Genomic DNA, 15294 nt, shown 5'->3' with positions numbered 1-15294 from the left:
GACCTTAATCCCTCGTCACTTCGTCAGCAGACTTGATGCGCTGCTCATGTACCGGCGGCGTTCCGGTAATTCGATTGCTGTGGTTGTATGTGGCGCTAGCCGCCTCAGCCGACGCGTAGGACTTGTCTGACTGTTGGCTATCGTTGCGGACCAGCGATGAGTAAGAACCTGGAGGTTGTCCTTGCGGCCCCGGCGAACCGCCACCACCACCCGCGCCGCCTGAGAACGCAGAGAAGTGCATGAAGCTGCCGAGTTGCCCCTGGAAGAAGTTGGCGAGCGACTGAGGAACCGTGATCAGCAGCGCGGTCGCCAGCAACCCGATACCCCCTTGTTGCAGGGCTTGGCTGCTGATGCCCTCGACCTCGATCCCCACTATCGAAGCCAGCTTCGCCACCCATAGGCCCGCCGCGATGCGCGCGACGAGTTCCAGAATCACGCCCGACATCACGCTCAGGCACCCCATCGAGAAAATCGTTCCTATGGTGTAGTTCAGCCATTTCACGAAATGGCCCTTGGTCTGGTCGAACATCAGACACAGGATGAATATCGGCCCCAGGGCCATGGAGAAGGCCATCGTGCATTTGAATGTGAGGTACAGCACGCCGGCGACCATGGCTGGACCGGCAAGCCCGAATCCGGCAAACACAAGCGCACGGGTCTTCTGATCTTGCAGGGTCGGATCGTCCTTTGAAACTTGCACGCCATCTATCGCCGTAAGCGCGACTTGCAAGTACCCAAGATTCTTGTCGATGGCATCGGCCGTGCTCTGGTTCTCATGCCCGGAAAACAGGCCATGCACGGCTCGGTCCATATCTTGAGTAAAGAGTTGATACAGATTGGTACCGCCGAAGGACATCGTGGTCGCGGCAGTAATGATCAGCACGTTCCGCAGCGAGCCAACCAAGAGGTTCCTCAAGGTACCGTTCGACTGCCCCGTGACCATGCGGTAGCCCATGATCATGATCCACAGCACGACTAGCGTTCCCGCGATGCTGGCCGCCCATGACATGGTCCTCTCCATCATGGCGAAGCCGATGTCATCGATCTGGCGAGTCAAGTAGTCGTTAATGATGCGAAAAATCGCGTATTCGCCGAGTCCCGCCTAGCTTGAAGGGGACAGCAAGTCCGACATGCGGCTGAAAGTCATGGTTTGCATCCGTTCTCGAATGGGCAGGCGTGTGCGTCGGCTGGCAGATCAGTTGCCGAGCGCTGCCTTGATGGCAACGGCCTGAATGACTTGCCCACCGATTCCGGTTCTGTTTCCCTCCAGGGCACGTTTGGCCAAGCGAGCTTGGTCCCGCTTGAGCGACTCGATGTAGTCCTCGTAGGCCTTCATGCGCGCCTGCCAGTAATCGAGGTCCAACTGATTTCGTGCGACGAACCGATAGGCCTCGTTGTCGTTCGCGGCTAGCGCGCCCTGACTGTCGTTGACGCTGTCGCGCTGGCTCTCGATCTGCGCGAATTCCTGGTTTCGCCGCATGAGCCTGCGCAACATCTGCACCGACTCGTTGTACTTCATGTTTTCCGCATGGACCATGCGCTGGCAAATGGATTGCTGCTCGCCGATAACGTTCCCGCCCAGCTTGGGCGCGGCTTGCTGAAACACGGTCGTCAACTGTCCCTTGATGCCTTCGCCCCGTCCCGGACACATGTCCTCCATACCGTAGTCGGCCGGACGCGGCGGAAAGCTGTCTTCCATACGGGACTGCCCGAAGTTCAGCCGCTGCAGTCGGATCAACTGTTGCTGGTAGTGGTTTACGGTCTTCTGATACTGACTCGCCGTCTCCTGCCAGCGCTTGCTCTGTTTGCCGTATTCGACGGAGTCTTCGCTCGTCTGCTTCAACTTCGCCATGAGACCGAACGGGTCTTTGACGATCATCTGTGCACTGGCTTGATGGCTCGTGAGAACGCACAAGGCGATGGCGGTGATTGCAGCCCCCCTGACGGAGCGACGATTCACCCTGCTGCGATTCCTCATGTTCGACTCCGTGTCGTGTTGAAGGTACGGCCAACGTCGGCCCGTGGTTCAGTCGTCCAACAAATGCATCAGCCCTTTTTCGTAGAAGTACTTCGCCAGCTCGGCTTCGTGGCGGATGCCGAGCGCCTTCTTCGCCTTGGTCCAATGGGTCCAGATCGTGTCGTAGGCCTTGCCTTCGCGTTCGGCGATCCGGCCGATCGATCCGTGATGCAGGATCGACACGCACACGCGCTGCTGTTTCGGCGTCAGCGACGACCACGGATCGGCGTTGGCGCGGCCGAAGTCGATGCGCGGGTCGCAGAAGGTGTCGCCGGCCCGCACGTGCTGGATCGCCTGCAGCAGCAATCGCGTCGGGCTGGTCTTCAGCACATAGCCGCTGACGCCTTCGGCGATAATCCGCGCCGCCAGAAACGGGCTGTCGTCGCTGGCGTAGACGATGAGCCGCGCCGGCGGGCATCGCTGCCGCAGCGCGCGCACCAGCGCGATGCGCTTCAAGCCCGCGATCGCCGGATCGAGTATCACGATGTCTGCACTGGCCTCCGTTGCGATCAGGACGTCGAACAACCGCTCGCTGGATCGCACCGCGTGAATCTCGTCGGCGATGGGTCCACGCGCACTCTTCAACAACCGCTCGACCAGCATCGCCATCGCGGGCTGGTCGTCTGCGACCACGTACTTCATGCACCGATCCTTATGCTCGTTTCGTTTGGCATCCTGCCAACTCTCAGTGGGCATAGTGTTGCTAAACCGATGGCCTCTTGCCAAGCCGGAAAAACTCCACGAATCGATACGGCATCGCATGAGTTTTATTGGCACACGGCGATACATCGCTCGGCACACCGTTGGCCGAACGCTCGCATTTATCGTGTTTTTTACTGGCTAGTTCGCGCGCTCGGTACGCGCCTCAGTCTGTCGGCGAACGCGGACGGAAACGGTGACGTGTTTCGCTCGCGTCGCGACGCGCCTCAGTCGGCCGACACCGTGCGGCCGCGCGCCCACTCGCGTAAGGATTCGACCTGCTCGGCCATCAGCACCGACAGCGGCCGGGTCTGCTTGAGTTCGGCGCGCAGTTGGAAGTCCGACAGCGGCGCGCCGGCGGCGTGAGCGGCGTACATCGCCGCGACGATGGCCTGCTCGATCTCGGCGCCGGAGAATCCGTCGCTGGCCGCGGCCAATGCCGGCAGATCGAAGGAGTCCGCGCTCAGCGAGCGCCGCCGCAGATGGATCGCGAACAACTCCGCGCGCACCTCGGCCATCGGCAGATCGACGAAGAAGATTTCGTCGAAGCGGCCCTTGCGCAGCAGCTCCGGCGGCAAGGCGTCGATCTGGTTGGCGGTGGCGACCAGGAACAGGCGCGATTTGCGTTCGGCCATCCAGGTCAGCAGATAGCCGAGCACGCGCCGCGACACCCCGCCGTCTCCGTCGCCGCTGTCGCCGGCCAGGCCTTTTTCGATTTCGTCGATCCACAGCACCGCCGGCGACAACTGCTCGGCCGAGGCCAGCGCGGCGCGCAGGTTCTTCTCGGTTTCGCCGTGGAATTTGTCGTACAGCGTGCCGAAGTCCAGCCGCACCAGCGGCACGCCGAAACCGGCCGCGACCGCCTTGGCCAGCATCGACTTGCCGCAGCCCTGCACGCCCAGCAGCAGCATGCCCTTGGGCGGATCGAGCCCGGGCGGCGCCTCGCCGCTGACGAACACGGCGCGGCGTTGCTCGACCCAGCGCTTGAGCCGGCGCGCGCCGGCCACATCGCTCATGCGCGCGGCGTCGTATTCGTAATGCAGGTGGCCGGAGCGGTTGAGCAATTCGAACTTGAGCCTGGCCAGCTCGGGCAGGTCGTCGGCGTTGAGCGCGCCGTCGCGGAAGATCAGGTGGCGGGCGATCCGGCGCGCATCGACCGGATCGATTCCGCGCAGGTTGCGCACGATCTGCTTGACCGCTTCGCCATCGACCTCGACCCGGCGGCCGCCGTTTTCGCGCGCGTAGTTTTCCGCTTCCTCGCGCACCAGTTTCAGCAGCGCGTTGGCGTCGGGCAGGCGGGGCGTGTAACGCACCGCCAGCGAATCCAGGTCCGGCGGCAGTTCCAGCTTGTGGCCGATCAGCACCAGCACGTGCGGCGCGCAATCGCGGCGCTGGGCGATTTCGCGCAGCTGGCGCTGGGTGCTGGCGTAGCCCAGGTAGGGATGGGCGTCGAACAGCAGGTAGATGCCGCGCTGATCGGCGTCGCGGATCGCCTGCAAGGTGGTGGAGATGTCCGGGGCGACGTCGGTTTCTTCCTCGCGGTCCAGATCGACCCGGCGCAGGCCCTCGGTGATCGACCAGCGGTACAGCGCCCGCCACACGTTCATCAGCGCGTGCCGGAACAGCTCGACCACGCGCGCTTCGTCGCGGGTCTCGATCACGATCAGCGGGGTGTTGGAACGGATCAGCGCGGTCAGGTCTTGCAGGTCGCTCATGGGACATGGGTCTTCCGTGGACGCGACATGATACGGCCCGGCGCCCTCCGGCACCCGCGGGCTGGATCCGTTGCGCTGAAGCGGCCATGGCGGGCTGGCGCCGCGGCATCGCAGGTAAGCCGAAAGCCGGGTTGAGCCCGGGCCGGGCAACCGCGACCATGGCCGCATCGCGCCGCTGCGGCGCGCGGAGTCGGTCCGCGATGGCTTTCGACGCTTTTGCCCTGGTGCTGGCGATGCTGGCGCTGGGTTACCTGTTCCAGCGGCTGCGCGCGTTGCCCGACAACGCCGCGCAGACGCTGAATCTGGTCGTGCTGTATGTCTGCCTGCCGGCGGCGGTGCTGCGCTATGCGCCGCGCCTGCATCTGGAGCCGGCGCTGCTGGGCGTGGCGGCGGTGCCGTGGCTGCTGCTGGGCGCGACCGTGCTGCTGGTCGGCGCGCTGGCGCGCGTGCTCGGCCTGCGCCGCGACGAACACGCGGTGCTGCTGCTCACCGTCGCCCTGGGCAACACCAGCTTTCTGGGCTATCCGCTGACCCGCGCGCTGATCGGCGAGCACGCGCTGCCCTACGCGGTGGTCTACGACCAGTTCGGCGCATTCCTGATCCTGTCCACCTTCGGCCTGTGGGTGCTGGCGCGCTACGGCGGCGACGCCCCGCCCAGCGCGCGGGCGATGGTGCTGCGGGTGTTGAAGTTTCCGCCGCTGTGGGCGCTGCTGATCGGCTTCAGCGTGATGCCCGAGCAGCCGCCGAGCTGGATCGCCGGCGGCCTGCAGCGCCTGTCCGACGCGCTGCTGCCGCTGGCGATGCTGACCATCGGCCTGTCGGTGAAACTGGCCTTGCCGCGCGAGGAGCTCAAACCGCTGATCGCCGGGCTGGGCCTGAAGCTGGCGCTGATGCCGGCGCTGGCCTGGGTACTGGTGCCGTGGCTGGGACTGCACGGCGAAATGGCCCGCGCGACCGTGCTGGAAGCGGCGATGCCGCCGATGGTCACCGCCGGCGCGCTGGCGATCGCGCAGCAACTGGCGCCGCGGCTGGCGGCGGCGATGGTCGGTTATGGCTTGCTGCTGTCGTTGGCGACCTTGCCGCTATGGGCGAGGGTGGCGGTTGGCTAGGGCATGAAAGCCCCAGCCCGCTGACCTGTGTGGAACACGGTCCACAGCGACTGGTATGCGCCAAGACGCAGTTCCAACCGATCGGATGCCTCCCGACCCACTGCGGCGGGACTGCATCGTGCTGGACCGTAATGGCCGGTGCGACGATCCAATGATCGATAACAGAACGGCGCCGGATCACTCCGGCGCCGTGTGCTTCAGTGCGAGCCAGGGACGGGAAACCCCAGCCGCCCCAACCTGCTCCATCTCAGGACGATCTGGTCTCCTAGTTGGCGCATTCGGTCGTGTTGCTGCCGGCCAGTTCGTCGTACGACTTCTGGCCCTCCGGCAGCGGCGAAGGCTGCGTCGGCAGCAGCGACCGGTAGGCCGGCGCGTACAGAGCAGACAAAACGCACTGTTTTGATTTGGCGTGGAACTTCAGACGCCCGTTGCCAAAGCTGGTGTCAAAGCCGGCGGTGCCCAGGTCGTTCCCCTGAGTACCGGCGATCAGCGCCAACGCATCGTAGGTAACAGTGGCCAGATCGTTGCGACGCTGGCGCAGCAGACTCGTACGTTCGGACTTCTGCTCGTCAGTGGCATCGTTCGGCAGTGCCGCCGGTTCGGTGGCCTGGGTCAGTTGGCGTTGGTGCTGCAGACCGAGCAGGGCCAGCGCGGCCACATGCGGCGCCGCCGAGGACGTACCGTTAAAGGTATTGGCGCCGTAAGTCACCGTATCGACATTGGCGAAGCTGCCCATGTCCGGCTTGGCGTTGCCCGGCGCCTGCCCGGCCGGACGGCCGCCGCCTGGAGCCAGCACCGGGCCCCGCGAGCTGTAAGTCTCCAGTGCGGAATCCGCCGCATTCAACGCGGCCACCGTGATCACGCTGGCGGAGTCGGCCGGCGCCAGGATCGAACGCTCGGTTTGCTTGTACTGCAGCGGAATTTTCCCGGTGAACACGCGCAGGAAGTTGGCGGCATTGGCGCTCTTGCGAATCACGCGCAGCGCCAGCTTGGCGCCGTTCGAGCATTGCGAGGTGGCGATGTCCGCAGGCACCTTGTATCCAATTTCCTCATACGGGGTTTGTCCGTTGCCGCCATTTTGCAACCTGTCGGACTCCTTCGCCGCGACCCAACCGCTCGGGGTGACGATGTAAGTGCCCCAGCGCCCGGTCGCCGGATCCCGCCCGAACTTCTTGACCTCGTCCTGCCACCGCAACAGTTCGAGCTTGTAGTCGGCGTCGACTGCGTTGGTGTCCGATGCCCAATCATTCCAGACCAGGGTGGCACTGATCTCCTTGCCGACCGGCGTACAGTCGCCGCTGTAGCGCACGATATTCGTGTCCTGCACACCGGCGGTCGCCAGATCGAAGTCCTGCGCGACATTGACGCCGGCACCGTCATCGCTGTCGCCGTCCCAGTGCGCCTGGGCATGGTTACCGGCGGCATTGACCACGATCACGCCGTTATTCGCGGCCGCGGCCAGGGCATCGTAAAGCCCCTTCAGCGTGGCCGAACCGGAGCTGCCGTCACCCGGAACATCGCCGGGGAGCCCGACCGAAGCGGTGATGACCTGGGTCCTGGGTTCGCCCAAAGGCTGATTTTGCGCATCGAGATTGGCTGCGTCCCGGATCGCGTTGACCCAGTCGGCGATAGTCTCGATGTCGTAGAGACGGTACTTGGCATTGGGCGCGATGTCGTAGGCGATTTCGGTGACCGCGTTGCCGTGTCGGTTGCCATTGGCGCCGAATGCCTTGCCCGCCGGCCCGGTCATCACGATGACGTCGGCCTGTTGGGCGGTATTGCTGGGCCATTCGTTCTGGTTCTGCAGTTCGGCGACTTCCCCCGCGTTGTTGTCGAACATGTCGATGATCGCCACCGTCAAGCCCTCGCCCCGCAGGCTCGTGCGCAGCTCGAGGGGTAGTTCGGCCGAGTCGCCCAGCGTACGCAAATGATCGACATTGCTCGCGGTGGCGCCGTCGGAGAAGGCCACCACGTCAGGAAGTTGCATCAGGCCCAATTGCGCCACACCCGCCAGGCCGGCCACCCATTCCAGCCGGGCCACCGGCACCAGCGCTTCCACGCTGGGCGAACCGATGATCGCATTGGCCTGGATGCCGCCGCCGCGCAGACTGCTCAGCAATGCCTCGGTCGCCCGGGTCAACGCCTGGGCGTCCTGGATGCTGCGATAGTCCAGCGCGAGACCGACGTTGATCTTGACCCGGTCGCCATCGCGCCAGCGCTCGGGAATGCCGGCCCGGTCAAGCGCGGCGATCTGCGCTTCGCGCATGGCCGTCTGCGCGGTCTGCCCCGGCTGCGCGGCGATCCAGGCTTGCAGTTGCGGCAAAGCCTGCACGGCCTGCAACAGCGAGCCGGCACCGAGTTTGGCTTGCGCCGGCGTACGCGGCGTCGGCGCGGCATAAGACACGTTCATCGAGGTCGGTGGCATGATCGCCGGCCCGCTCGGACGGTTGCCGGCATATCCGCCCGCGGCCGGAGCGCCTTGCCGTTGGTTCCCCTGAAGGGAGTCGGCATCGAGTTGCGACCAGAGCAATGCGGCGCTGCACGCAGTAGCCATGGCGAGGGCCGTTTTCTTCGAAAGCACCTTCTTCATTCTTATCTTCCCGTATCCACTTGTGGCTAGGCGATCTCTCGTTTGCACGAAGACCCACTGAGCGCCCCTGCGAAACCGTGCTGTTGGTTTGCGCAACGCTTGCTCTTGTCCTTAAACGCGAAAAAATCTGGGATACCCGACTCAGATTTGTCCTAAAAGAAGCCACCGCGCCCTTCCTCGATTCGCTCGCCCAGCACCCGCGGGTGCGCCGCGGACAACTGTGGGCCGGCTTGAGGTGCCGTGGCTGGGATTGCGTGGCGAAATGGCCCGCGCGACCGTGCTGGAAGCGGCGATGCCGCCGATGGTCGCCGCCGGTGCGCTGGCGATCGCGCAGCAACTGGCGCCGCGGCTGGCTGCGGCGATGGTCGGCTATAGCCTGCTGCTTTCGTTGCTGACCCTGCCGCTGCGTGCGCGGGTGGCGGTGGGCTGAGCAACGCGAACTAGCGCGGGTATGCTGCGCGGACCGCGGCGTCGCATCGCCGCCGCATCGAGTTCGCCATGACGCCCGAAACGACGCTCCGACCGCGCCGCCGTTCCATATGGATGCTCGTCGCGCTGGCGATCGTGTTGAATGCCGGCGCCTGCGATCGCGCCGAGCCCGTCGCGGCCGCGCCTGCGTCCAAGAACGCACCGCTGTTGTTCCCGTTCTCGCTGTCGGATGCCGCCCCGAAGTGGAACCAGGCTTACCAGCGCGCGCTGCGCGACCGGCTGGCGACGCTGGCTCAACGCGACGACGCGATCAGCCAGCTCGATATCGTCCGCCTGCAGCCTTTGCTGGACGGCTACTACACCGCGCCGCCGACCGGGGTGCACCAAGAACGCGAGCGGGCCCTGCGCCGCGCCCAGGCCCTGGCCGCGCCCGGCGACGACACCCCGTTCTGGTACGAGGCGGCGATCTGCGCGCACGCCGAACCCATGCCCGGAACCCAGTGCGATCCCAACCCGGCCCTGGCTCATCTGCAGCGCAGCGACGCCGACAACGCCGCCGTGTGGCTGATGAGCGCCGATACGGCCGCCGCCCGCGGCGATCAAGCCCGAATCGATACCGCCCTGCTGCACGCGGCAAAGGCCCGGCGCTACGACATCCGTTATGGCCGCAACGCGACCGAGACGATGCGCGCGCTCGGCGAACTGGAGCTGCCGGCGTTGGACGAGCCGGCGCGCGCGGTCCTGAACTCCGACGGCCTGCTCGCGGACGCGAATCTGCACGACGCGCGCATGGCGCTGGCCGGCGGGGCCTTCCCGCTGCCTTCGCCGCTGGCCTTCCAGCGCCGCTGCCGCACGGCCGCGGCCGCCCCCGCCGGCACCGATGCCGAACTCCATGCGGCCTGCACCGCAATCGCCACGCGGATGGCCGATTCGGACACGCTCATCGGGCAGATGTTCGGCTTGACGGTCATGGCCCAGCTGAGCGCCCGGTCGGCCGACGGCGCGGCCTGGCGCGAACGACTGCGCACTCACTATTGGCAGAGCGCACACCTGCAACAACGCCCCAACCTGATCCGCGATCTGCCCCGGGTCTGGCGCGTGGGCGAAGTCGCCACGTTCGCCGAGCGCCTGAAAGCGGCCGGCCTGGACCGTCCGCCGCCCGACTGGCTGCCGGAATCTCCTCTGCCGCGCTCGCTGGTCCTCACCGGCCGCTACATCGACCCGCCGCCGGCCGCACAGCCGTGATGACCCGCTCCACATCCCCGGTGTAGGCTGCGCTTTCCATCCGGAGGGAGCTCGCATGAAGACCGTGCTGGTGGCCAGTTCCAAGGGGGGCGTCGGGAAGACCACGATCGCCACCCACCTCGCCGCACAAGCGGCTCTGGAAGGCCTGCGCACGGCCTTGATCGACGCCGACCCGCAAGGCTCTTCGACCCGTTGGGCGCAGCGCCGCTCGGTCCTGGAAAGCGCGGTGCTGGCGCTGGACGGCACCCGCCGCAAGGCCTGGCGCAAGAACCTGCCCGAGGATGCCCAGCGCGCGATCATCGACGCCCCGGCCGGGGCGATGGCCGACGACCTGGAAACCTTTCTGGAGTTCGCCGACGCGGTGGTCGTGCCGGTGCAGCCCTCTACCCTGGACATCGAAGCCACCGTGCCTTTCCTGGATTCGCTGGCCCAGCACCCGCGGGTACGACGCGGGCAACTGCGGGTCGGCCTGATCGGCAACAAGCTCAAGCCCTGGACCAACGCCTCGCAGCAGGCGCTGGAGCTGCTCGGCGAATGGCCGTACCCGGTGGTCGGGCAGATCCGCGACAGCCAGGCCTACGTGGTCATGACCGCGCTCGGCAAAAGCCTGTTCGACTACCACTCGCAACAGATCCGCGAGCACCAGGCCGACTGGCAGCCGCTGCTGAAGTGGCTCAACAAGAAGTGAGGCCGGGCCGATAGACGCCGCCGTGCAACGGGACCGGACCTGTCCGCGCCGCGCACCCGCGCGCGCCGGGCGCCGGCCGGGGCGTTGCCGCGGCCGCGCCGCCCGCCGGCCCGCCAACCCGCCCCTCGCCCCCGCTACCCATCCGCCCCCTCGACAGGCATCCTCTACCTTGCGTTCGCGCACTCCCCTCATCACTCGTTCTGGCTCTGACTCATGCGCGAATTGATCCTGCTCCGCCACGCCCACGCTGAACCCGCGGGCCAAAGCCAGGCCGACCTCGACCGGCCGCTGTCCGCCGAAGGTCTGGCCGAAGCCGAAGCCGCCGGCCGCTGGCTGGCGGAGAAAAAACTGATCCCCGACTGCGTGCTGTGCTCGCCCTCGCGGCGCACGCGCGAGACCCTGGAAGCGGTGCTCGGCGCCATCGGCTATGTCGAACAGCGCATCGAGCCGTCGATCTACGACGCCACCCCGGGCACCCTGATCAGCCTGGCCGACACCCATATCGAGGTCGAACGGCTGATGCTGGTCGGCCACAACCCCGGTCTGGAACGTCTGGCCGCGCTGCTGCACAGCGGCCAGTCGGGCGATTACCGCGGCATACCGCCGGGCGGCGTCGCCGTCCTCAGCGTGCCGGCCGGAACCGCGTTGGAACCGGGCGTCGCCCAGCTCAGCGAGTTTTGGTGGCCGTGAGCCCGTCGCCGCCGCGCTTGCGGCGGCGGCACGGTCGAGACGCCGTGATCCGCTGCATCGGGGCCGGCCTGGCCCTGATGTCGGTCGGGCTTGTCGCCCAAGCCGGTGTCCAGCAGTCGTCCCCGGCCGAAACACGGGCCTGGGCGCCGCGGCCGGCGGAAACGCGCGCCGCCGAGTTCCGCGCCACCGACGCCAAGCCGCCCGAGCCCAAGCCGGTGCAGCAGGGCTTCGATCCGGAACACACCCGTTTCAGCTTCGAACTGCGCACCCGCTGGGGCCAGCGCATCGCCGGCGAGTTCCCGCGCTACGACGGCGAACTCACCATCCTGGCCGACGGCCGCCATCAGGTCCGCATCCGCCTGGCCACCGCCTCGGTCGTGGTCGGCGAGTCCGAGCGCTACGCGCGCATGGCCCGCGGCGAGCGCTTCTTCAACGCCCCCCGCTATCCCTTCATCGAATTCCTGTCCGAACCGCACCCGGCCGACCTGGCCCGCACCGGCGGCGTACTGCGCGGACGGCTGACCCTGCACGGGGTGAGCCGCATCGAAAGCTTCGTCCTGGCCCCGGCGGCCTGCGCCAAGCCGGGCGAAGACTGCGACGCGATCGCGCACGGCAGCGTCAGCCGCGACGACTACAACCTCGACGGCTGGCAACTCGCGCTCGGCGACCGGGTACGCTTCACCATGCAGGTACGCCTGCAATCCACGCAAAATAAGCTGATCCCGTCGAAACCCGCGCCGCCCAGGACTCCGGAACCGTTTCCGTCCAGGGTCCCGACGCGTTAAGGAGCCACCCCGTTGAACCCCGTGTTGCGCGGCCTCGCGGCCCTGCTCGCCCTGTCCCTGTCGGCCTGCGCCTCGCTGAGCCCGGCCCAGCGCGACCGCGCCAGCGCGATCGCCGCCGCCGCCCGTTCGCAGCAGATCGACTGCCAGGGCGAGAACGCCTGCGCCCAGCCTTCCCCGCTGTACGAGCTGGGGCGCAAGGCGATGGCGCAGTCCACGCCCGAACGCCCGCGCCACTACGCGCTGATCCTCGATCGCGGCCCCGACGCCCTGCTGGCGCGCATCAACCTGATCCGCAGCGCCACCCACAGCCTGGACCTGCAGACCTACATCTTCGACGAGGACGACGCCGGCAAGCTGGTGCTGGACGAAGTGCTCGCCGCCGCGCGCCGCGGCGTGCGCGTGCGCCTGTTGCTCGACCAGCTGGCGGCGATGCGCCACATCGACACCCTGGCCGCACTGGCGGGCGCCCACGCCAATTTCGAGATCAAGCTGTACAACCCGGTGCTGCACCGCGCCCGCATCAACTACCCGCAGTACGTGCTGGCCGCGGCCTGCTGCTGGCGCCGGCTCAACCAGCGCATGCACACCAAGCTGCTGCTGGCCGACAACCGGGTCGGCATTTCCGGCGGCCGCAATTACCAGGACGACTATTACGACTGGGACGACCAGTACAACTTCCGCGATCGCGACGTGCTGGTCGCCGGCCCCGTCGCCGACATCATGGGCACCGACTTCGAAGTGTTCTGGAGCGATCGCCGCAGCGTGCCGGTGGAGCGCCTGGCCGATGTGGGCAAGCGCCTGATCGACGGCGGCGTGCCGGTGCTGCCGAAGACCGAATTCGAGCGTCCGCAGCGCGCCCAGGCCATGCGCGAGGATGCCGCCGACGAGGCGAAGATAAACGAACGCCTGGTCTCGCACGCGATCGAAGTCGGCGCGGTGCGCTACATCTCCGACACCCCCAACAAGCACCGCGAGAACAGCGACGCCAACGCCCTGGCCTCCGATTCGCTGCGCAGCCTGATCACCCATTCGAAAGAAGAAGTGATCCTGCAGACGCCGTACCTGGTGCTGTCCAAGTCCGCGCAGCAATTGTTCCGCAGCCTGCACGACCGCCCCGACCGGCCGCGCGTGATCGTGTCCACCAACAGCCTCGCCGCCACCGACGCCTTCATCGCCTACGCGCTGTCGTACAAGTACAAGCGCCGCTATCTGCGCGAATTCGGTTTCAACATCTACGAGTACAAGCCGTTCCCGGCCGACGCGCCGATCGATATCGCCGCCACCGGCGCCACGCTGCCCGACCTGGGCCTGGAAGGCCTGGCCGAACGCGACGGCCGCGCCGAGCCCGAATCGGTGCAAGGGGCCGGACTGGCCGAATCGCGGCGCCAGCGCCGCGAACTCGACCGCAGCAGCGTGCTCTACCGCCAGCGCTACCGGCAGCCGCTGGCGCGCGAGTACGCGGCGATGCGTTACGCGCGCCGCCGCACCAACGAGCCGGTGCCGCTCAAGCGCGCCGGCGTGCGCATCGGCATGCACGCCAAGTCGATGGTGATCGACGAGCGCATCGGCGTGATCGGCACGCACAACTTCGATCCGCGCGGCGACCACTACAACACCGAAAGCGCGGTGGTGATCGACGACCCCGTGTTCGCCCGGACCCTGGCCGCGAGCATCCGCCGCGACATCGCCCCGGCCAACTCGTGGGTGATCGCGCGCCGCGACAAGCCGCCGCTCTTCTCCGGGCTGGAGTATTCGATCGCGAAGATTTCCGAGCACCTGCCGATCTTCGACCTGTGGCCGGTGCGCTACGCGACCAGCTACGAATTCGTGCCCGGCCCGGACTGCCCCTCGCCGCTGTACCGCACCGACCCGGGCTTTCGCGCCTGCTACAAACCGGTCGGCGACTTTCCCGAGGTCAACCTCGGCGTGAAGAGCCTGACGACGCGGATGTTCACCGCGTTCGGGGCGGGGTTGGCGCCGATTCTTTGAGGTGCCCGCTCTGCGGTTGGTCCCACCATTAGAAAACAAGTATCCAGACCATCGCCGAAAAACAGCACGCCCCGCTCGACACGGGGCGTTCTCATCTGAAATTTTCCGCTACTTGCGATCCGGATCAAGGCTGAATCGGTTTCTCTGTTCCAACGATGACCTTGCCCTCGCACTCACCCTCGCAGCCTCCGCCGCCGACGCCGGACCAACTGCCGCCGCTGCCGCCGCTGCTACCACCTTCGCCGCCTGATCCACTGCCACTACCGCCACTACCTCGCGGCGTCTTGGCGATCTGCTGCATGCCTGCGACTCCTCCGAAAACCGACGTCATCAAATAAGTCGAACAAGCGGTCGCATTGCAAATGGTGACCGTATCCTTGGCCTTCCATTGATTGACTTTTTGATTCACCGTCGACTGAATAAATACGACCGTATCCGGATCAGGCGTAGGTCCGTTCAACGTGCAACCCGACGAACAGATAAACGTTCCGTAGTGCGAAGCGATCGCCACCCCTATCACGACTATTCCAGCTAACCCTGCAACCCATCTGAACTTCATCTACTGCTGCTCCTGTTGACTGCGCCAGCCGACATGGCCTCCGCGCTCCTTATCTGTTCGGCCGTAAGCTCACGGCCCCACAGATCCAAATACTTCGCCGACGCTTCGACACCTCCACGCTGTTGCAAAGCACGCATGTACGCATACGCCTTTACCGGATCGCGCTTGGCCAAGGTCCCTTCCTGGTAAGTGTTGGCAAGGTTGAACAGCGCCGTGCGATCGCCCCGCGAGGCCGCTGATGTCAAATGCACCAATGCTTCGGACTTGATCCGCGCGAATTCCTCGGCGTTAGCGACGACCTTCTGCGGTGTATCGAATTTCTCCGTGGCGACAGAGAAATAGGCGACTTGCGCACCGACATGTCCCAAGCGCGCGGCCTTCGTGACCCAGTATTCTTTCGATGCGAGCTGATCTTTGCTCAGTCCGGCGCATGCCGCGCGATCTTGCGCCAGTTCTCGAACCACGTTCGCTTCCAGGACTTTGTCCCTGGATACGGCAGCGAGATCTTCCAAGGACTCCTTGCGCGCCTGAATCGAGGAACATCGCAAGACGTCCTCGTATAACTGAAAAGCGGCCATCGCGTTTCCGGACTCTGCCTGTTGCGCCAGCATCGAGTACGTGTCGGCATAACGCCGCCTGTCAGCAATAGTCCTTGTCACGGTTTGCGCTTGGTTCGCAACAATCTCAGGCTTTTGCGGAGCGTCTTTCCTGGGAGCGCTTGGGGACTGGCTCATGACGGTGGACCGAGTCGATTCACGGTCGCCGCGATCGCATCCAAT

13 protein-coding genes and 1 pseudogene are annotated in these 15294 nt (G+C 66.1%); 7 read left to right on the top strand and 7 right to left on the bottom strand.

What is annotated here, in order from left to right:
* Positions 1-4: 4 nt before the first annotated feature.
* The 4 genes from LG3211_RS00705 to LG3211_RS00690 all read right to left on the bottom strand — a co-directional run bounded on the left by LG3211_RS00705 (position 5) and on the right by LG3211_RS00690 (position 4431).
* Positions 5-1057, bottom strand: a complete 1053-nt coding sequence (locus LG3211_RS00705) for a TrbL/VirB6 family protein (protein WP_057941159.1) — start codon at positions 1055-1057, stop codon at positions 5-7.
* A gap of 138 nt (positions 1058-1195) precedes the next feature.
* Positions 1196-1978 (bottom strand): hypothetical protein, encoded by a 783-nt coding sequence (locus tag LG3211_RS00700; RefSeq protein WP_237049806.1) that lies wholly within the window; start codon positions 1976-1978, stop codon positions 1196-1198.
* 48 nt (positions 1979-2026) lie between these two features.
* The gene (locus LG3211_RS00695; RefSeq protein WP_057941158.1) at positions 2027-2659 is read right to left on the bottom strand and encodes a response regulator; all 633 of its coding nucleotides are present in this window, start codon (positions 2657-2659) and stop codon (positions 2027-2029) included.
* Between the two features lie 284 nt (positions 2660-2943).
* Positions 2944-4431 (bottom strand): AAA family ATPase, encoded by a 1488-nt coding sequence (locus LG3211_RS00690; protein WP_057941157.1) that lies wholly within the window; start codon positions 4429-4431, stop codon positions 2944-2946.
* Positions 4432-4631: 200 nt separating this feature from the next.
* Between LG3211_RS00690 and LG3211_RS00685 the strand changes: the two genes are divergently transcribed.
* Entirely contained in the window at positions 4632-5540 is a 909-nt protein-coding gene (locus LG3211_RS00685) for an AEC family transporter (RefSeq protein WP_057941156.1), read from the top strand.
* A gap of 265 nt (positions 5541-5805) precedes the next feature.
* On the opposite strand, the gene LG3211_RS00680 is transcribed toward LG3211_RS00685, so the two are convergent.
* A complete protein-coding gene (locus LG3211_RS00680; RefSeq protein WP_057941155.1) occupies positions 5806-8130 on the bottom strand; it encodes a S8 family serine peptidase in 2325 nt (774 codons plus the stop codon).
* A 229-nt stretch (positions 8131-8359) separates the two neighbouring features.
* Here LG3211_RS00680 and LG3211_RS24605 point away from each other — a divergent pair.
* The 6 genes and pseudogenes from LG3211_RS24605 to LG3211_RS00655 all read left to right on the top strand — a co-directional run.
* Positions 8360-8560 (top strand): annotated as a pseudogene (locus LG3211_RS24605) (AEC family transporter); the annotation flags it as partial.
* Positions 8561-8628: 68 nt separating this feature from the next.
* Positions 8629-9804 (top strand): hypothetical protein, encoded by a 1176-nt coding sequence (locus tag LG3211_RS00675; RefSeq protein WP_148648681.1) that lies wholly within the window; start codon positions 8629-8631, stop codon positions 9802-9804.
* Between the two features lie 55 nt (positions 9805-9859).
* The gene (locus tag LG3211_RS00670) at positions 9860-10492 is read left to right on the top strand and encodes a ParA family protein (protein WP_057941153.1); all 633 of its coding nucleotides are present in this window, start codon (positions 9860-9862) and stop codon (positions 10490-10492) included.
* 213 nt (positions 10493-10705) lie between these two features.
* Complete coding sequence (locus LG3211_RS00665; protein WP_057941152.1) at positions 10706-11182, top strand: SixA phosphatase family protein; 477 nt, start codon at positions 10706-10708, stop codon at positions 11180-11182.
* A gap of 44 nt (positions 11183-11226) precedes the next feature.
* The gene (locus LG3211_RS00660) at positions 11227-11967 is read left to right on the top strand and encodes a YceI family protein (protein ID WP_148648680.1); all 741 of its coding nucleotides are present in this window, start codon (positions 11227-11229) and stop codon (positions 11965-11967) included.
* Between the two features lie 12 nt (positions 11968-11979).
* Positions 11980-13956 (top strand): phospholipase D family protein, encoded by a 1977-nt coding sequence (locus tag LG3211_RS00655; protein WP_057941150.1) that lies wholly within the window; start codon positions 11980-11982, stop codon positions 13954-13956.
* Positions 13957-14080: 124 nt separating this feature from the next.
* Here LG3211_RS00655 and LG3211_RS25280 read toward each other — a convergent pair whose 3' ends face one another.
* Entirely contained in the window at positions 14081-14515 is a 435-nt protein-coding gene (locus LG3211_RS25280) for a hypothetical protein (RefSeq protein WP_148648679.1), read from the bottom strand.
* Positions 14512-15249, bottom strand: coding sequence for an SEL1-like repeat protein (locus LG3211_RS00650; RefSeq protein ID WP_057941149.1), 738 nt, complete (start codon positions 15247-15249; stop codon positions 14512-14514). The genes LG3211_RS25280 and LG3211_RS00650 overlap by 4 nt, the downstream gene beginning before the upstream one ends.
* Positions 15250-15294 lie beyond the last annotated feature (45 nt).

The sequence above is a fragment of the Lysobacter gummosus genome, assembly GCF_001442805.1.
GTDB lineage: Bacteria > Pseudomonadota > Gammaproteobacteria > Xanthomonadales > Xanthomonadaceae > Lysobacter > Lysobacter gummosus.
The sequence above is the reverse complement of the archived record's forward strand: the minus strand, read 5'-3'. Positions and strand labels throughout refer to the sequence as shown.